This window comes from Psychrobacter luti, from assembly GCF_014192115.1.
Taxonomy (GTDB): domain Bacteria; phylum Pseudomonadota; class Gammaproteobacteria; order Pseudomonadales; family Moraxellaceae; genus Psychrobacter; species Psychrobacter luti.
This window is the reverse complement of the sequence record NZ_JACHXL010000001.1, coordinates 296,137-316,553: the sequence shown is the minus strand read 5'-3', so window position 1 is coordinate 316,553 and position 20,417 is coordinate 296,137. Positions and strand designations below refer to the sequence as shown.

Sequence of the window (20,417 nt, the reverse complement as noted above, 5' to 3'; positions counted from 1 at the left end):
GCAAGGCATCTGATGCCTTGCTTTTTTTTACTTTACCTAGCGATTCAATGACTATTCAGCTTGGTTCAGCTTAACTATCTGAATAGCCAACTAGTCAAAGTGGAAACCTGCGCCGATTGCAGCACCTACGTTTCCTTGGGTGTCCGCTGTACCATTTAGCTTCATCACCCAACGTCCATCATTAGACATTTTAGAGAAGCCAATCGCGACGGCACTTTCACCATTGTACGTCGCGATACCGCCCCCTATCATGGGTTTACCGCTGATGAACGCTTGTGGCAATGAAGACATGGCCATCGCTGCTGAGATACCTGCGTTGGCGTCATCTTCGACTTCGCCAATTTTATAGCCAAGCTCATTAATGCTGTTACCCAAACCTCTGCTAACAGCGTCTAATTGCCCGAAGTTCACAGCGTCTCTAGGCGCCATGCCATCTGCAACATTCGTCACCTTAGTACCAGCGGCATTGATACCGGCAGCCGTCATGCTAGGAGCCGTTTCGGCATTGCCTGCATAGATACCAGCGGCTGTCATACTTGGGCCGTTAATAATAGTAACACCACTATTATTAACCGTCGTATTGCCAGTCGTCACGCTCTCTACGTTGATATTACCGTTCAAGTCAAACTTGATGCTACTGCCTTCCGTTGTCGTGGTGATATTATCGCCACCTTTAAATGTAAGTGGAGCAGAACCTGCTTTTTTGTTGATAACAGGACCACTATCTGCATCGAAGTTGAGTCCAGCCCCCATCTCAGCAATCACAGTTGTCTGTGTATTGACAAGAGAGAGAAACTCAAATAATTGGCTACCGTTGACAGCATCATTGCTATCAACCTCGATGTCACCCTTAGCGACGTTGGTAATCTTGTTCCCACCAGCATCAACACTAGTTTTAGTGAACTTAGGACCACCTGCGATAGTTAGACCACTGCTATTCATCATAGCATTACCAGTTTTTACGCTATCTACCGCGATGTCTTTACTTAAATTAAAGCTAACATTATTACTCTCTGCTGTTTTAGAGACCGTAATATTGTTATCTGTGTTGTTTAAGTCGACTGTATCGCTTGGTTTCACTGTACTGGTATTTGCTCCTTGGGCACTGACATTCCAACCTTTGTTAGCATCAGCTGCACTTTGTTTGACTTCGTTTAACTGTCCAACATTAACAGCGTCAGTGGTTTCTTCGCCTCTTGCAACATTGGTAATTACCTTACCACCATTGTTAAGGCCGCTGCTACTTAAGCCTACTGTACTACCACTGAAGCTGACGCCACCAGTATTTATTACGGTAGCTCCTGCTCTTAAACCAGTGGATGAGATCATAACGTCACTACCAAAGCTTGCACTATTGAGACCAGTTAAGTCTTTAGCTAATTTGACTGTTAGAGTATTGGTAATATTATCAGCAATAACACCAATATTGTCATCAGATAAATTAGTTAGGTCAGTATTACCACCCGTAGTTTTCAATACTTGACCAGATTTACGAGTAATTACAGAGGTGGGGCCAGTATTATCACCAGTGAAATCCAAGCCTCGGTTCACTGCCTCATTGGTAGTTTCTAGTTGACTATAATTAACGGCATCTAACGGATTTGAACCCGCTTTAACATTGATAACTTTTTTGTTACCAGCATCAATACCAGCAGTCGTTATACTCGGGCCACCCAAAATACTAAGGCCTTTCCCATTTATAGTAGTTACAGAAGGAAGGGTAAAAGGAAATAGACTAGGAGGAGAGGTTAAAGCAATACCTAAACCAGTAATAGTGGTCGTACCTATTAAAGTATTACCTGTAGTTACACTGCCTGTATTTCCCAAATTAAGGTTGTTATTTAAATCAACTGCAACTTTACCATTGACAACTTTGGTTGTGATGTTGCTATTAGAGCCAACAATCTGAACTACTTCACCCAGATTTTTTTGGACAGTATTATTATCGGCTGCTTTGATGCCAAAGCCTAAAGTAGTAACGTCGCCAATGGCATTCTTCACATCACCGATATTTGCGGCATTTAGCTGGTTATTTATATCAGTAAGGTTACCACCACTTGATACTTTTGTGATCTGCTGATTACCAGCATTGATGCCAGTAGCGGTAAAGCTCGGGCCATTATTAATAGTCAGACCGTTATTGTTGAGTACACTATTACCAGTCTTGACACTATTGAGGTCAATATTATCAGCCAGTTTAAATTTGATGTCATTTCCAGTCTTAGCTACTTCAATATTGGTTTCGCCAGTAGAAGTACCTATATCAATTGTGTCACCAGCTTTCACAGTGCTAGTGTTGGCACCATTAGTCTCTAAGTTAAAGCCTTTATCTAACTCTTCGATAGCGCCTGCAACGCCAGTCTGGTTATTACCATTAATTTGATAGACTGAGGTACTGACCGTACCATCAGTATTTACTATTGAACCACCACCGAAGTTATCAGCAATAGATTGCGCAGTACCAAATAGCTGGCTACCATTGATGGCATCAGTTGAAGTAGCGTTTACATTGCCTTTGTCTATATTAACGACTTTAAAACCGCCGTTGTTAAGCCCATTGTTGTTTAAAACAACAGTGTTACTTAAAGTAGAGCCCGCAATAGTAATACCAGTGTTTTTTACTTGGGTATTACCTATATTAACGCTACCATTTGTACCTAAATTGACTTTTTCGGCGAGCTCTACGATCAGACCATTGTTACCATCGTTACGTATACCGATATTCTTATTGGTTAGAGTTGTTGTTGCGGCTGCACCGCCCTTGATATTAAGAGTATCACCAAGCTGACGATTGATAACTGCTCCTCTATCACCAGCGAAGTTTAAACCATCGCTAACCGTGCTACCCAAATCACCAATCGCTTCATTAGTAGCAAATAACTGGCTACCATTAATCGCATCAGTACTAGCTGCACTTACCTCACCACTAGCGACATGCTTAATTTGACGCTCACGTCCGGATGAACCAACAGAGACCTGTGCCCCTTTATCATTCGTTGCACCAGCGTATAAATAATCCTTATTACCAATAGTAAGCTTGTCTTGGTAAGTCGCATCAGTGAGTGTGGTTGACCCTGCACCTAGTGCTACCGAGCCATTCTTACTCGCTGAAGAACCCATACCAAAGGCAGAAGAGGCATCACCTGATGAGCTTGAACGGACGCCGACAGCGGTAGAGAGATCGCCTTTAGAATGCGCTTTGACACCAATGGCAACAGAGGCCGCACCACCAGATTCAGTGTGATTACTGTAATCACCTACTGTAACAAGACCGTCTGTGCTGCCTGTATAAGTGTTGAATAGTGCATTAACCCCATTCACCTTTGAGGCGTCATCTAAATCATCACCACCGATAGCTATGGAAGAGTTGCCGCTTGATTCAACGTTTGCACCAATGGCGATAGATTGCTCTCCACTTGCTGTGGTGTTTTGACCACTCTCTCCGCTACCAATGGCAATTGCTTGTCCACCAGTCGCTGATGCATTGCCACCCATAGCCATGGCGTTTGGTTTGGTTGCACCCAAGTTGTCAGCATTACCAACTGCACCTGAATTCACACTATAGTACTTGGTTTTGTTAGCGATAACTGTGTTCGATACACTTTTTAGTTGCGCCACGTTCACCGCATCACTGTCTTTGATACCAGCGGCTAGATTGACGATCTGACGATTGCCGTCTTTAGCATTACCAAGAGAGACAGCACCAAGGCTTGTGCTGTTAGTCGCTGTAATAGCAGCTTTGTCTGCGACACTGGCATTTGTTGGCGCAAAGCCTAGTGCACCACCTGCAACGTTAGCCACTGATCTTGAACCTAGAGCCACACCATCATCTATTATAGACTGAGCACCTGCACCTAATGCTAGTGCACCTTTTCCGGTAGCTGATGATGCTATGCCGAATGCTGATGAAGCTATACCAGATGCGCTCGAATGTATGCCAATCGCTGTTGCTAAATTACCAGCAGACCGCGCTTTGGCACCCATAGCAATAGAGGCAGCTCCACTCGCTTCAGTATGTCCGCCATATGCATCCCATGACTCTAATAGGTCTCGACCAGCATATTCATTAAAAGTCGTATTGACTTCACCACTATTCAATGCACCTGTAGATATACTGCCATCGAAGTTGGTCTTAGAGGCGGTGTCTAAATCATCACCGCCAATGGCAATAGATGACGCCCCTGATGAGACAATGTTCGCACCAATAGCGATAGATTGTTCCCCACTAGCAGTGGTGTCCTGACCACTTGCACCACTACCAATCGAAATGGCTTGACTGCCTGATGCAACAGCGTTGCGTCCCATAGCCATTGCGTTTTGCCCACTGGCGCCTTGGTTGTCATCGTTGGTACCGCCACTTGAGTTGACACTGTAGTACTTGGTTTTGTTTGTTATAACCGTAGTGCTTAAATCTTTAACAGACTCATTGGTGGCATGCAACTGGCTACCATTAATCGCATCAGTACTGACTGCACTGACTTTACCAGCTGCTACATTGATTATCTGACGTTCGCTGCCCACTTTACCAACACTAACTACACCTTTCCCAGCAGACCCTTGCCCTGCATAAGTATAGTGTATTGTATTAATAGTAATGCCAGTCTCAGTCGTAGCAGCACGATCAGTAGATAAGTTACCCAATACAATACTGTTATCTTGAGTTGTAACAACATCATTACCTAAAACAAAGGTATTGTTATTACTAATCGTATTGTTATTACCAACTACATAACTACTCGTACCACTGACAATATTAGGATCACCAAATGCGCCTGAATTATTACCAATTACTTTGTTTCCAGTACCGATAGCGATGCTATCTTTACCGCTTGCCTCAGCGCCGTCACCGATGGCCACGCTCGATTCACCACCAGCCTTAGCTAGAACGCCGATACCTGTGGCATTTTTGCCAGCAGAAACAGATCCACGTCCAAGTGCTATGCTGCTGTGGCCTTGAGCTGAAGAGTTAGTACCTACTGATATGCTGTTTTTACCGATCTGTCCGTTCTGGATATTGCCGGCATTATTACCAATGGCTACTGTCAAATCATTAGTGATGCCAGCGCCTGCACCAGAACCTAGAGCAAGGTTATACTCACCTTTAATATTTGAACCAGCACCGTTACCAAATGCTGAGTTGACTTTACCGTCAACGTAGGCTCCAGCGAAGTTACCAATCGCCGTATTTCTGTCGCCCTTAACAATGACACCGGCATTAGCGCCCATTGCAACGTTAGCACTACCAATTACGTTGTTACCTGAGAAAGCACCAACAGATGTATTGGCGTGACCATCAACTTCACGACCTGCACGCTCACCCAATGCTGAGTTAGAGTTTCCATAGACATTTTTACCAGCCGCTGCACCTACCCCAGTGTTTTGCCCCACGATTGTAAAGGGGCTATATGCAGGCTTGCCATCGAATGTAGCTCTTGGCGTAGAGCCTACATTTGAACCGGCATCGACTCCTAAGGCGGTGTTACCGTCAGAAAGTACGTTTTGGCCAGATCGATTACCAACTGAGACTCCTTCCGACTGAGTTGAACCAACACCAGCGTTTAAACCTATGGCTACTGTTGTCATACCAGTTGCAGAGGCATTCTTACCAATCGCAATACTGTCCTCACCGCTAGCACCTAAGTTGTCTTCGTTAGTGCCACCTGTAGAGTGGATACTGACATATTTAATTTTGCTTGCTTCTGCAGCTGCTGCTACAGTCTTTAACTGGCTAACGTTCACTCCGTCTGTGTCAGCAGCACCTGCAGCAAGGTTAGTAATACGACGATATACAGATCCACCTATATACTGTCCGGAACTATCACCACCTATCGAAACTTCACCAACTGCATTCTCGCCTGCAACAGCACTACCTGTAGGTCTAAATGCCTGCGCACTTAAATCACTGTCGCCTGCGACAGCCATTGCACCCAAAGCAACGTTAAATCCACCGCCCGTTACTTTTGAGTCATCACCTAAAGCGACGTTACTGGTCGGTAAGAAGCTTAAACCTGGCCCAGCATCAGCATGCATCCCAACTGCTAATCCACCGTTGCGAACAATAGAACCTGACCCGACTGCAGTACCGTTTTTCGCGTCAGAGTTAGCACCCAAAGCTAGCGTATTAGGTCCTTGAGCCTTTGCTGTTTTACCTATTGCAGTAGAAGCAGTTCCACTAGCACCAATCCCGAACGTAGCATCTGCGATAGCGCCTGAGCCAATTGCAATGCTGTCCAAACCTTTAGACAAAGTCTGCTGGTTAGTTTGGTATACAACACCAGACTGTGTGCCTGTAGCGCTCGCGCCATTAATATCTGCAGAGCCAATAGCAATCGAACGGTACCCTTCTGCTCTAGCAGAATGACCCACTGCTAAGGAACCCTTACCAGTAGCAGAAGCTACGTTACCAATTGCTTGTGCAAAGTCAGCTGTCGCTGCAGATTGACGACCTAAAGCAAGTGACGTATTTCCCTTTGCTAAAGCTGCTGGCCCAATAGCAAGAGCTGCTACATTCTCAGATTTTGCTTGAATACCTAAAGCAACACCAAGATTGCTTGACGAAGCATTCATTCCTAATGATGTACCTGCTTCAGTTGCTCTTGCCCCTGTACCAATTGATGTAGAGTTGAAATTTGTTGTTAAATCAATATTCAGATTTTCGGGGTTACCTCTTTGATAAAAATGAACTGCTGGATCATTTGATAGGTCTGCAACAGAGCCACAGCCAACAGCGATACTATTATTTAAACCAGCACTCGCTTGTGAGACACCTGTGCCACACTCTGTATTAGTCTTTGATATTGCAGTTCCACTTCCTGTACCGCCAGTAATACCAGTTGCCGCAAAGACTTGGGGCGACATTAGTCCAGCAGCCATTAACCCTAACCCAATAGCTGTGAGTCGAAAAGCATTTGTAGATGAAAGATTGGATGTGGTATTGATAGTAGCGTTTGAGCTCACGCTAGATTTTGACGACTTACCACGCGCTTTGGCGTACTCAGAAACTGCCATAAAGCAGTTCAAAGACGCATTCCATATGACTTTATAATTCCGGTTCATGATGTGTACTCCCTTACAGACTTATTAGATTTGAGAAATCAAAGTTAAAATCTATTTTTAGAGAGTTGATATGACAAAATAAAACGGGTGATACATTCATAGGATGAAAGCTATATTTGGCGAATCGCTACTCGTGATTTGAGGGATTGTTACTCGTGTCAATATTTAATAAACAGTACGTCTTATTTTGTAAAATTATTATTACTCTCTGTATATTATTATTAACGAATATATAGAGAGTAACAATACCGCTCGTCGGAGATTTAATACCGCTTATCTTTTATATTCATAATAACGAATATATGTTGATAAAATACGTTATTATTCTGGATTTTTTATTTCACGGGCAGCGTTATTTTTATTACTAATCCCATTTTGCTGTCTTGACGATTATAAGCTGTGATTTGACCTTTATGGGCCATAACAACCGCATGAACGATTGCCAAGCCCAATCCGTAGCCGCCCGTTTCCCTATGGCGAGCACTATCTAGTCGTACGAAAGGCTGAAAAATACGTTCTACATCTTTTTCCGCTACCCCGCCACCCTCATCTGTGATGCTAATTTGAATAGCATCTCTTTTATTATCTAACGGTGTTTTTGTGACTTCAGCCGTGACAGTTGAACCTGCAGGAGTGTGCATAAAAGCATTACGAATGATGTTTTCAAGGGCGCTATGCAACTGTTCTTGATTGCCAAGCACGGTCAAAGACGTATCAGATGATGATAATAAAGCATCGGACGGAGTCCATTGCCAATGTATATTTTTATGCTGAAACTCAAAACAGACGTCTTTACCAATCTCAGTGATTATATCAACCATATCTACGGATTCGTTTTCTAAATTATCAATAGTATATTGCTGCATTTGCAAAGATTGAATATGAATAATTTGCTCAATAAGCTCATTCATGCGTGCCGATTCTTTATCGATACGGTCAAGATAACGGCTAGTATTGGGTGCAAAGTCACGTGTCAGTTCAGTAGCCACATCAAGACGCGCCAGTGGCGAGCGCAGCTCATGGGAGATATCACTTAACATCTGCTTACGCGCAAGCTCACTCTCAGCCAATCGGGTTGATAATTGAGCAACATCTTTTGCCAAAAGACCTAACTCATCAGAGCCCAATTCTGATAAATGGGTATTGGGTTGATAGTCGCCATCAATCATACGATGCACGGTATGTTGCACTTGACCGATGCGCCGAGTCAGCGTACGGCTGAGCCAAAAGCAGACCAATACACTAAAGAGAATAATCAGTAGCAAACGCACAGTAAAATTACCGCGTTGGAGCTCTAAGACGTCAGCAAAGCGCAAATACGGCCGCAATTGCACAATGGCCGTTTGCCCGTCTGGCAAATTTACGGATAAATCTGCCAGTTCTGGGCGATTATTAGAGTCAAAAATCACTTCTCTATTCGGCATCGCTGGATGCAGTATTTCATTAAGTAGAGAGGGCTTCTCATAGGCGCTATCATTTTTATCATTATGTGCTCTACGATTGTCAGGCATAGGATATGATAGAAAGTCACGCTCCACGTCCTGACTATTTTTTTTACGCTCTTCTATATAACGATAACGCGGAAAAATAATTGCGCCCTGCTCATCATAAATCCTGATTTGGCTCATCAGCCGACGGTCTTGACGATAAAGTTGCCTGACTGCCAATAAATCACCCGCTTGTAGCGCCTCAACTACTTCTTGACGTTTGAGTAAAAGACTGTCAATTTGCACGTCCATCCTAGCGCTGAGCTCTTTACCATTAAGCCAACGTTCTACCATGACAGAGATGATAGAAGTGATAAGCACTGTCAATAACAGACTGAGAAATAGCCGCCAAAATAGCGTAATTCGCGGCTTAAATGTAGAGGTGTACATCGATGAATCCGTCATTACAGCACCAGCTGATAGCCTTTACCACGAATCGCCTTGATAGGCTCATCATGAAAAGGTTGGAGTTTTTTACGGAGGCGTGACACATGCACATCAAGACTGCGATCGAACGGCTGCAGTTCACGCTGTAAGACATTTTGTGACAGCCATGCTTTACTTACCACCTCGCCTTTTTGTTTAAGTAGCGCCAACAATAAATCGAACTCCGTACCAGTCACTTGTAGCTCAACGCCATCTATTTGACAGATACGCTGATTTTGGTCCAAATGCAGGCGACTCTCTGGCAATGGCATATGCTCTGACGAGGCTGCACCCAAGGCGGTAATACGGCTGCGTTTAATCACCGCGTTAATACGTGCCAGCAGCTCACGCGGATTACAAGGCTTGGTAATATAATCATCTGCGCCAAGCTCCAGCCCAATAATGCGATCAATCTCCTCGCCTTTTGCGGTCAACATAATGACAGGAATATCGCTAATCGCTGGCAGCTGACGCAGGACACTAAGCCCATCTATCTTTGGCATCATAATATCGAGCACCAATAAATCATAAGGCACACTGTCATGCATCGCTACTTTTAAGCGTTCGATGACCGTCTCGCCATCATGAACACAGTCACAGCGAATCCCGTGATTATGCAAATATTCTTGCAACAGTTGGGTCAACTCTTCATCATCGTCACCCAATAAAATATTTGGCATCGTCATCCTCCACTCCTCTCTACTTTCCTGCAGCTCAGTTAAATGATTCCAAGCATGCCATAGTATGGCGCATATTATCAGGCAAGCGCTCATCAATGCGCCACAAACGTTACCTTTCTTAATATTTCATAAATGTTCGCAACTTCTAGCTGTCGTATGATAGCCGCTATCAGCAACAAACACTGACGGCAAGTAATGATTGATAGTGGCTATCCGGGACACTTGCCAATCATTACTTATCAGATAAAAATCGCTTTTCGTAGTAAATGTAGTTTTTAACGTAAATTTTGCAACATAAATAACGTTTGCTCCATAATTTAAGGTAACTATTAAGGTAATAATGATGAAAAAATTATTGATAGGCTCAGTATTGGCGATATCTAGCGTCTTAACGGTTACGGGCTGTACCAGTGTCAACGCAACCACCGATACGACTCCAGCAACAACGGCCAATATGCAAAAGCAGCATAAAGCTGGCATGAAAGATGGCATGCGTAAAGGTGGCATGAGAGGCCCTATGGCGCAGCTAGATTTGACAGCGACGCAGCAGGCGCAAATCAAAGCTATTATGCAAGAAAAATATAGTGGTCACAAAAACGATCGTACCAAATATCAAGTAGAACGCGCGCAAATGCAACAACAAATGCAAGCGTTGACCAATGCCAAAACTTTAGACACGGCAGCCGTCAATCGTCTAGCGGATCAACAAGCGGCAAAGACCAAGCAGCGGTTTATTGAGCGCGTGCAAACTGAGCACGCCATCTCGCAAGTACTAACGCCTGAACAGCGTCAAAAAATGGCGCAATTAAAATCAGAAAGAAAAGCAAAAGGTCATCATGGTTCAAAACAGCGTAAGATGCATAACCAAGCGCAGTAAGATATAAGCCATGGAATTAAAAAGAATTAGCTAGATAAAGTAATAACATTTAAAAAAGCGCATCGGTTAGCCGGTGCGCTTTTTTGTGCTTATCTCTATAATTTAACCTTTAAGTACAGAGAATTACTGCTATAGTATTTCTAATCAAAATAAGCAATCAACAGCTGCCTAATATCTGACTGCTATTTTTTATTATTTAGGACTATTACTCACCCTCGTAAAAAGGACTTTGCGATGTCAACTCTGTTTTCTCATTCTCATAGCACCCAAACGCTTACCCATAAAAAACTAAAATCTGCTGCGGTGATTATCACTAGCACACTATTACTAACGGTCTCTGCTCACGCCGCAGAAACGAAATCTACAACCGCAAAAAATACCGTCAATCCAACCTCGATTAATACCAGTGCCATTAATTTAGCGATTATGACTGATAATCCGACTGTATTGTCCGAAAATCAGCGCGTTACAAAATCAAAATCCTCTACCCTAACGCCTACCCTTGCCAAAGGCACAGCCGTCGTTAATAGCAAGACAGCCAAAACTGACCAAGCTATTTACTCAGCTGACGCTATCCACCACCCCGTTTGGGCAAAAAATGGCATGGTCGCAACCCAAGAAGCGCTGGCCTCTGAGATTGGCTTAAAGATTTTAAAAGATGGCGGTAACGCCGTTGATGCTGCTGTAGCGGTTGGCTTTGCTTTAGCTGTGACGTTGCCGCGTGCGGGCAATATCGGCGGCGGCGGATTTATGATGGTATATGATGCCAAGCAAGGCAAAACCGTAGCGCTTGATTATCGTGAAAAAGCGCCTAGTAGCGCCTCGCGCGACATGTATCTCGACAAGGATGGCAATGCGGTCAGTGACCTATCTCGCTATCATGGCCTAGCCGTAGGCGTACCAGGTACGGTCGCAGGCTTACTTAAAGCGTTAGAAGATCATGGCACGATGAGCCGCGGGCAAGTAATGGCACCAGCGATTGCACTGGCTGAAAACGGAATAGAGGTCACCGCTGGATTGTCAGAGTCATTAGAAGCGTTAAGTGACCGTCTACAAAAATGGCCAAGTACCAAAAAGATATTTTTCAAACCAAACGGTAGTGCGTATCAGCCGGGTGAGCGCTTAAAACAACCAGAGCTCGCAAAGTCTCTTAAACTGATTGCCGCGAAAGGCGCAGATGGCTTTTATAAGGGAGAAACGGCGCGTAAATTGGTCAAAGCCATCAATGAAGCAGGCGGTAATATGAGCTTGCAGGACTTGGCAAATTATGAAGCCATCGCTCGCGTACCAGTCAAGGGCGATTATCGTGGTTATGAGATTGTCTCAATGCCGCCACCGTCTTCTGGCGGTATTCATATCGTGCAGATTTTAAATATTTTAGAAGGTTATCCGCTAAAAGACTACGGTCAAAACAGCGCGCAAACCATTCACCTCATGGCAGAAGCCATGCAGCTTGCTTACGCCGATCGTTCTGAGTATTTGGGTGATTCTGATTTTATCGACGTACCTGCCAGCGGCCTAACTGCCCAGCCTTATGCTGATAAGCTGCGCGCCTTAATTAACCCAAATAAAGCCACGCCAGCAGCAACCATCAAGGCAAATAACCCTCTACCTTACGAGAGCGACCAAACCACGCACTTCTCTATCGTCGATAAAGATGGCAATGCAGTGGCTAATACATATACGCTTAATTTCTCATACGGTACTGGACTGGTCGCTGAAGGTACGGGTATCCTACTTAACAATGAGATGGATGATTTTTCTGCCAAGCCTGGCGTGCCTAATGGTTATGGTTTAATCGGCGGCGATGCAAATGCCGTGGAAGCCAATAAGCGTCCTTTATCATCGATGAGTCCAACCTTAGTGTTTAAAGATAATAAACCTTTTATCGTTACTGGTAGCCCAGGTGGTAGCCGCATTATCACCACCGTCACACAAGTCATCTCCAACGTCATTGACCACGATATGAATATCGCTGAGGCCACGCACGCGCCGCGCATTCATGACCAGTGGCTACCCGATGAGATTCGTATCGAAAAAGCGCTAAATATAGATACGATTAAAAAGCTCGAGTCAATGGGCCATAAGGTAAGCCCCCAATCAGCCATGGGCTCAACCCAGTCGATTATGATTACCCCAAATGGCGTATATGGCTCTTCTGACCCGCGTATCGTCGATGCGGCAGTGGTGGGTTATTGATTTAGTTTTGCAATGCTAAATACTATTTGGCAAAAGGCTAAATGTGTTTGGCGAAACTGAATGAGTACCATCTTTATAAAATGAGCAATCTCTTTATAAATTGCTTGAACTATCAGCTGACGGCGCTATGACAGCCATAGCCGCCGTTCGGCGATGTTTAAAGATATATTTGAATGGATAATTAAAAATAGATATCTCAGTTATTTAAATAGAGCCCTTTGCTTGTATCGATTCACCTAAGTATTTTGATTTTAGTTAGATGACAGCTATAACCTTAATTACTCCATCTTATTTAACCAATGCATGAGCAAATAAGTGCATGAGCACTATCGAGAGATTCATCGAGAACTTTTATGAGTACCCCAAACTTCGACTTACATATCATTGGCGGCGGCATTATTGGGCTGGTAACGGCAGTAATCTTACAAGCACGAGGGGTAAAGGTCGCCCTGCTAGAAGCAAATGAGGTCGGACAAGGCGCGTCATTTGGTAACGCAGGACATATCGCCCCAGAGCATGTGTTTCCGATTGCGGATGCCAGTATGCTGCGTCATATTCCAGCTATGTTATTGAATCCGACAGGTCCACTGCGCATAGATTGGCGCTATCTGCCACGCTTGACGCCTTGGGCGATTCAGCTGCTGATGAATATGCGCCCTGAGCCATTTGCCCGTATTCATCAAGCGCTATTAAGCTTAAATAATAATTGCCTACCAGCATGGTTAGACTTTGCCCATCAGTGGCATCTAGATGATTGGATAAAAGTGAAAGGTGCACTATTAACAGTTGAGAAAACCAGTAGCTTAGACCCTTTAAAGTCCCATGGCAGACGTCTTAATGATGTCGGCGTAGCTAATGAATTATTGACAAAAGAGCGCCTCTTAGAACATGAACCCGCCTTAAAAGACAACCAATTAGCGGCGTTATTTTTCCCAGGCACAGGGCATATCACCAACTTAACAGCAGTCATCAACCAGCTTAGCATCACATTTAGACAATTAGGCGGTCACATTATCGAGCATTGCCGCGTCTTTGAAGCGAAGACTAACGTTGAAGGCATCCATTTAACGACCAATCAAGGTGATATTATAGCTTCCAAAGTGATGTTATCGGCAGGTGCTCATTCTAAAACCTTGGCCAAACAGTTAACAGGCGTCACGGTTCCGCTAGATACTGAGCGCGGTTATCACTTAATGTTACCTCATGAAAGCGCACGCTTACAGATGCCCGTAACCAGTCTAGATCGGCGCTTTGTGATGACACCGATGCAAGAAGGTCTACGCTTGGCGGGCACAGTGGAATATGCAGGACTGGAAGCCCCTGCTAATATGCAGCGGGCACATATCCTCTTACAACACGCGCAGCCTATGTTAAAAACGCCATTAAATTCGGTTGATAGCGTACCATGGATGGGCTTTCGACCATCGACCTCAGACTCCTTACCAGTTATCGATAACATTGAGCGAGTGTTTTTAAATTTTGGCCATCAGCACTTGGGGTTGACGCAAGCAGTCGTTAGCGCGCAAATAATCGCGGCATACTATTTTGATGAAGCGCACGCTATCGACCCAAAACCTTATCAACTTGCCCGCTTTACATAGACAGCTTATGAAAGGCTTATCAATTAAGAAAAAACTACCGACATATCTTTAAGCATAATAGTTTTGAGCACAATAGTTTATTGCTAAGCAAACCTATTCTCAATGTCTGTCACCTCGCTGTTAGGCGCTGAATCAGTGGCTGTTATGGGTAAAGAATGCTATTATTATCCGTTAAGATTAGAAGACTTAAACCAAGCGATGAATCGCTTGTTGCCGCATCAATAATGCTAAAGCTTCGTAAATGAGCTTGCAATGTGCCATGTCTTCTGACCTTCTCTCTTAGCACCACACCCTTTTGATCGCATCCGTAAGAGTCCTCTATGGCATTTGTACACCTTGGCATCCACAGCGAATATTCAATCACCGATTCTATCGTGCGCATAAAGCCGCTTATCAAAGCAGCGGCAGCAGACAATCAACGTGCGCTGGCATTGACCGATTTATCCAACCTTTATGCCACGGTGAAGTTTTATCGTGCCTGTTTAGGCGCGGGTATTAAGCCAATCATCGGTAGTGAAATCATTATGGATAATGAAGACACGCGCTTGGTATTGCTGGCGATGAACAATGAAGGCTATCAAAATATCACCCGCATCGTATCGCTTGGCTTTACTGAAGGGCGCGCCGATGCTGCTAATCATGGTGTGCCCGTTGTCGAGCGTCGCCATGTTTTAGAGCACGCAGCCGGTGTCATTGTATTATTTACTGAAAAATCCGATGTCGGACAAGCACTGGTCGGTTCCATGCCAGAAAAAGCCGACGAGCTGCTGATAGAATGGCAGGCGCAGTTCGATGATCGCTTATATTTTGCGATTAAGCGCACCAATCGCTCAGGTGAAGATGCTTTTATTAAAGCGGCTATTCATTCAGGTGCCAAGCATCATATTCCTATCATTGCCCATAACGATGTGCGTTTCTTAGAGCAAGACGATTTTGACGCTCATGAGGCGCGCGTCTGTATCGCAGGCTCGTATGTACTTGCTGACCTCAATCGTCCACGACTCTATTCGGACGAGCAATATCTTAAAACCCAAGCACAGATGGCACAGCTATTTGCTGATATTCCACAAGTTATTGACAATACCTTGCGCTTAGCAACCCGATGTAATGTGACCTTAACGCTAGGTATTAACGTCCTGCCTGAATTTCCTGTACCTGAAGGCGAAACGATTGAATCTTTCTTTCGCTTAGAATCGCAGCGTGGGCTTGAAAATCGCTTAGACAAGCTATTTCCGATTGAATCACGTACTGACAACTGGAGCGACTTTCGCCAAAAGTACGATGAGCGTTTAGAGTATGAGCTAAAAGTTATTCTCTCAATGGGCTTTCCCGGTTATTTCTTAATCGTAATGGACTTTATCCGCTGGGCAAAAGCCAATGGCGTACCCGTAGGTCCAGGTCGTGGTTCTGGTGCTGGTTCTCTCGTCGCTTATGCTCTGAATATTACCGACCTCGACCCTATTCATTACGACTTATTATTTGAGCGATTTTTGAATCCCGAGCGTGTGTCTATGCCCGATTTCGATATTGACTTCTGTATTGAAGGTCGCGACCGCGTTATTGATTATGTCGCTCAAACTTATGGTCGAGAAGCAGTCTCGCAAATCATTACCTTTGGTACGATGGCAGCAAAAGCAGTGGTACGAGATGTTGCGCGAGCACAAAGTAAATCCTACTTCCTTGCGAGTAAGATGTCGAAACTTATTCCCAAAACACCGGGTATCACCCTCAGTCAAGCGCTTGAGCAAGAACCACAGCTCAAAGACTTAATCTCCAATCCTGACAACATGGATTATGAAGATGCCACTGAAGTGTGGGAGATGGCGATTAAGCTTGAAGGCATTTGCAGGAACGTGGGTAAACATGCTGGTGGCGTCCTGATTGCGCCGCACAGAATCACGGATTTTAGCGCGATTTATTGTGATGACGAAGGTCACCGTGTCAGCCAGTTTGATAAAGATGATGTTGAAGCAGTTGGGTTAGTAAAATTTGACTTTTTGGGTCTGCGTAACTTGACCGTGATTGATGCTGCTGTCAGAAATATCAACCTGCGTCGTGCAAAAGAAGGCAAAGATGCGTTGGTGTTAGAAGACCTACCGTTAGATGATAAAAAAGCCTACAAGCTCTTGCAAGATGCTAAGACCACTGCCGTCTTTCAGTTAGAAAGTATGGGTATGAAAAAGTATCTGGCGAAATTACAACCGACCAATATCGAAGACGTTATCGCCATGTGTGCGCTATATCGTCCGGGTCCGCTCGATGCTGGCATGGTAGAGATGTATATCGACCGTAAGCATGGTCGCGAGGAAGTCATTTATGACCATCCAAACCTTGAGCCGATTTTAGAAAATACCAACGGCGTTATTGTCTATCAAGAACAGGTCATGCAAATCTCGCAGGTTATGGCAGGCTATAGCTTGGGTGGCGCTGATATGCTACGCCGCGCCATGGGTAAAAAGAAACCTGAAGAAATGGCTAAGCAGCGCGATATTTTCGTGACTGGTGCTACCGCACAAGGGATTGATGAAGTCACGTCAGGTGGTGTCTTTGACTTGATGGAAAAATTCGCCGGCTACGGCTTTAACCGCTCGCATTCTGCTGCTTACGGCGTGCTCGCTTATCAAACTGCTTATTTAAAACAATACTACCCTGCTGAGTTTATGGCAGCGGTACTAACTTCCGATATGAACAACACTGACAACGTGGTGTTCTTTATCAATGACTGCCGTGAAAACTTTGATTTAACCGTCGTTAATCCATCGGTAAACCGCAGTGAATGGCATTTTGTTGCTGATACGCCGACCAATATTATTTATGGCTTAGGAGCGATTAAAGGCGTTGGTGAAGGTGCCGTCGAATCTATCGTTGATGCACGCCGCCGTGAAGGTCCGTTTAAAGACTTATATGATTTTTGCCGCCGCGTTGATATCAAAAAAGTCAATAAACGCACGCTTGAAGCCTTGGTCAGTGCTGGCTGCTTTGATGACTTTGCAGCGACTTTACGTCCAGACTTGCCAAGCGACGAAGCTTACGAGATTCGTGGTGCGCTGATGAGTCAGTTGCCAAGTGCCGTACAAGCGGCGGAACAAGACCGTCAAAACCGTGAAATTGGTATGATGGATTTATTTGGTGAAATGGATGGTGTTGTTGCTGCGCCGCCACTTGTTATGACGCCAGAGCTGATTTGGGGTGATAAACACCGCCTAAAAGCTGAGAAAAACACCTTAGGTCTCTATTTAACCGGACATCCTATCGATGAATACCGTGAGGAGCTCAAACGTTATACCTCAGGCGCCCGTCTCGATAAGCTGACAGACACTGGCTATAATGGCAGCTGCTATTTTGCTGGTTTAATCATTGATATTGCTAACTTCGGTACGCGTAACGTCATCACCTTAGACGATGGCACGTCACGCTTAGAAGTCAGCTGTTATGCTGAGCGCTTTAACCGCGTAAAAGAGCAATTAAAAATAGATGAAGTGGTCATCATTAAAGGCAGTATTCGTGAGCGTGACGGACGCCTGTTTGCCCGCCTTGATAATGCCATGAGTATGGTGGATGCGCGCCTGCGTTGGCTGAAAAAAATCAGCATCAAAGTTCACGGCAGTGATATTAATCTGCTGACACGTATGCAGCCGCTGCTCAAATCCGCCCAAGCAGACATCATACCAGCGCCGCGCTTGTCTTATAACGATGAGCAGGACGAGCAAGGCAATAGTGGTGGCGGTGGTAACGGTGCTTATGACCCGTCGATGGGTGGCAGCCTATATGATGAAGATGGCAATGATTTATTGGCACTAGAAAATGATATGCATCAAGATGCGCTGCATCAAAATAGCAATGGTTATGCCAATAATGCCCTTAGCAATACCGATGCCTCTATTAACGATAACTGCCTGCCGCTTGGATTGAGCATTTATGAAGAATATGGCATTGCCAATGTAGGACTATCTGAGCATTGGCGCGTCTACCCTAACGATGATAACTTACAGCAATTAAAGAGCATGGTTAGCGAAGACAATTTGCACTTCCATTATAGCTAACCTGATTGTTAGTTAACTTAATTGCTGTAACTTTTACTTTATTGGACACATGATCATGACTGAAAACCCGAATAATAATATGAATGCTCAACTTAATGAGATTATCAATGACGAGCAGTTTGATGACATGCGTGACTTGTTGGAAGAAGACTTTATCGATTTGATACAAGTGTATTTTACCGACAGTCAGCAGCGCATTATCGACTTAAGAAGCGCACAACAAAAAGATGACAACGCCAATGGCTATGAAATTGCTCATGCGCTAAAAGGCGCCAGTGCCAATTTGGGCGCAACCCAATTGATGCATCTTAGTGGGCAATTGCAAGAAGCTTGCCGCGAGCGCCTTATCAGCGACAAAGCGGAACTTATTGAAGCGGTTGCAGTAGCGTTGCAACGTGTTGAGCAAGAAATAAACCAAAGACTGGGGTTGTAATGAATTACGATTCTTCCTCAACCTTAGCAGCAACCGTTAATCATACGGTAAGTGACTATTTGTCTTGTGTGCAAATCATCATGGTTAATACCACTTTACCTGCCAATATTGGTTCAGCAGCTCGTGCTATGCATACCATGGGTTTATCGCGTTTGACTGTCGTTGACCCTAAGCTGCCCATTGATGAGACCAGTGTTTCTCATGCCGCCGGTGGCAGTGATTTGTTATCATCAGCGACCATTACACCGACGTTGGAATCGGCGATAGCGGATTGCCAGTTGGTATTTGCGGCCAGCAGTCGTAGCCGTCATTTACCGCGCCCTGTGGTGACGCCAACGCAAGCTGCCAAAATCATGTTTGATTTTATCGATAAGCAAACCGCTCTCGATGTAGCTGATAATAATGAAAACGCTAAACTGCGTGAAAATTTTCAATCTACAAATAAGCCCAATATTGCTATCTTATTTGGGCGTGAAGACCGTGGATTGACCAATGAAGAGCTGGCTTACGCCGATTATCATATTCAAATCGATGCCAATCCTGCTTATCCTGTACTCAATGTAGCCTCAGCCGTACAAGTGATTGCCAGTTTTATCTTTGCTTATGCACAAACCCATGCCCAAACGACTAACAACAGCCTAGATAATGATAAAGATGCAACGGTTCAGCCAACATTGGATGTACATCTGCGTCAACAATGGGATGAGCCCGCGATTAGCCAACAGCAATTACAGCAGCTGACTCAGCGCACGACTGAGTTGATGGTTCAGCGTGGACTGGCCGATAGTGAAAACCTAAAGTCTTTACCGTCGCGCCTATCACGACTGGGCTCGCGCTTACAGCTTGATCAAAAAGAATATCAGCTATTAAGCGCTTTAATTGCTAAGCTTGCAAAGGATTAAAGCTTCTAAGTTGCAAGGTTTAGAGTATTGATTTCAAGACATTGAGTGCTTGGTGTTAGCGGCAGTAGTCTTACTGTTTTGCAAGTCAGATGGTTGAATAATAAAAAGGAATGAACAATGAATTGGACGGTTTATTTATCTGGAGAAATACACAGCGACTGGCGACAAAAAATTATGCAAGGCGCGAAAGAGCACGGTCTTGCTATTACTTTTACTTCCGCTGTGACTGACCATGAATCCAGCGACGCGGCTGGTGATGTGCTCGGTAAAAATGACAATGGATTCTGGCGCGACCATCAGTCATCAAAGGTTAATGCGATTCGTACCAAAAATATGATTCAAAAGTGTGACATCGCTATCATTCGCTTTGGTGATAAATACAAACAATGGAACGCCGCCTTTGACGCGGGCTACTGCGCCGCATTAGGCAAGCCTTATATTACTTTGCATGCTGAAGATATTATTCATCCGTTAAAAGAAGTCGATGCGGCAGCAATGGCATGGGCGCAAACGCCTGAACAGGTTGTCGAATTGCTAAAATATGTGACTAGTAATAGTTAACTAGCATATATAAGTCACATAGGATTGTTTGTAGGCAAATCACCACTGCTTGCGAGTTTATCTATAAGCAATCTGGTTTAATTTATCACTCATCGCTATATTTTGTACTGTTAAACTGCTATAACTAAAAAGATTGTTATTAAAAATACGAT

The 20,417-nt window shown here is 44.4% G+C and carries 11 protein-coding genes; 8 read left to right on the top strand and 3 right to left on the bottom strand.

The window, feature by feature from the left end; genetic code table 11:
• Positions 1-90 precede the first annotated feature (90 nt).
• The 3 genes from FHS24_RS01245 to FHS24_RS01235 all read right to left on the bottom strand — a co-directional run bounded on the left by FHS24_RS01245 (position 91) and on the right by FHS24_RS01235 (position 9,655).
• Positions 91-7,056, bottom strand: coding sequence for an ESPR-type extended signal peptide-containing protein (locus FHS24_RS01245; protein ID WP_183618039.1), 6,966 nt, complete (start codon positions 7,054-7,056; stop codon positions 91-93).
• A 335-nt stretch (positions 7,057-7,391) separates the two neighbouring features.
• On the bottom strand, positions 7,392-8,933 hold the full coding sequence (locus tag FHS24_RS01240) for a sensor histidine kinase (RefSeq protein ID WP_227671768.1): 1,542 nt from the start codon (positions 8,931-8,933) through the stop codon (positions 7,392-7,394).
• Positions 8,934-8,947: 14 nt separating this feature from the next.
• The gene (locus FHS24_RS01235; RefSeq protein WP_233449069.1) at positions 8,948-9,655 is read right to left on the bottom strand and encodes a response regulator transcription factor; all 708 of its coding nucleotides are present in this window, start codon (positions 9,653-9,655) and stop codon (positions 8,948-8,950) included.
• A gap of 337 nt (positions 9,656-9,992) precedes the next feature.
• Here FHS24_RS01235 and FHS24_RS01230 point away from each other — a divergent pair, with 337 nt between their 5' ends.
• From FHS24_RS01230 to FHS24_RS01200, 8 genes are all read left to right on the top strand, one after another.
• Entirely contained in the window at positions 9,993-10,526 is a 534-nt protein-coding gene (locus FHS24_RS01230) for a Spy/CpxP family protein refolding chaperone (protein WP_183618035.1), read from the top strand.
• 234 nt (positions 10,527-10,760) lie between these two features.
• Positions 10,761-12,725, top strand: a complete 1,965-nt coding sequence (ggt, locus tag FHS24_RS01225) for a gamma-glutamyltransferase (RefSeq protein WP_183618033.1) — start codon at positions 10,761-10,763, stop codon at positions 12,723-12,725.
• Positions 12,726-13,078: 353 nt separating this feature from the next.
• The gene (locus FHS24_RS01220; RefSeq protein ID WP_183618031.1) at positions 13,079-14,326 is read left to right on the top strand and encodes an NAD(P)/FAD-dependent oxidoreductase; all 1,248 of its coding nucleotides are present in this window, start codon (positions 13,079-13,081) and stop codon (positions 14,324-14,326) included.
• Between the two features lie 102 nt (positions 14,327-14,428).
• Positions 14,429-14,551 (top strand): hypothetical protein, encoded by a 123-nt coding sequence (locus FHS24_RS12495; protein WP_265088156.1) that lies wholly within the window; start codon positions 14,429-14,431, stop codon positions 14,549-14,551.
• Positions 14,552-14,646: 95 nt separating this feature from the next.
• The gene (gene dnaE, locus FHS24_RS01215) at positions 14,647-18,369 is read left to right on the top strand and encodes a DNA polymerase III subunit alpha (protein WP_183618029.1); all 3,723 of its coding nucleotides are present in this window, start codon (positions 14,647-14,649) and stop codon (positions 18,367-18,369) included.
• A gap of 55 nt (positions 18,370-18,424) precedes the next feature.
• Positions 18,425-18,802: an Hpt domain-containing protein gene (locus FHS24_RS01210; protein WP_183618027.1), complete on the top strand. Its 378-nt coding sequence runs from the start codon at positions 18,425-18,427 to the stop codon at positions 18,800-18,802.
• On the top strand, positions 18,802-19,704 hold the full coding sequence (locus tag FHS24_RS01205; protein WP_183618025.1) for an RNA methyltransferase: 903 nt from the start codon (positions 18,802-18,804) through the stop codon (positions 19,702-19,704). The genes FHS24_RS01210 and FHS24_RS01205 overlap by 1 nt, the downstream gene beginning before the upstream one ends.
• A gap of 117 nt (positions 19,705-19,821) precedes the next feature.
• On the top strand, positions 19,822-20,265 hold the full coding sequence (locus FHS24_RS01200) for a YtoQ family protein (RefSeq protein ID WP_183618023.1): 444 nt from the start codon (positions 19,822-19,824) through the stop codon (positions 20,263-20,265).
• The last annotated feature ends 152 nt before the right edge of the window (positions 20,266-20,417 follow it).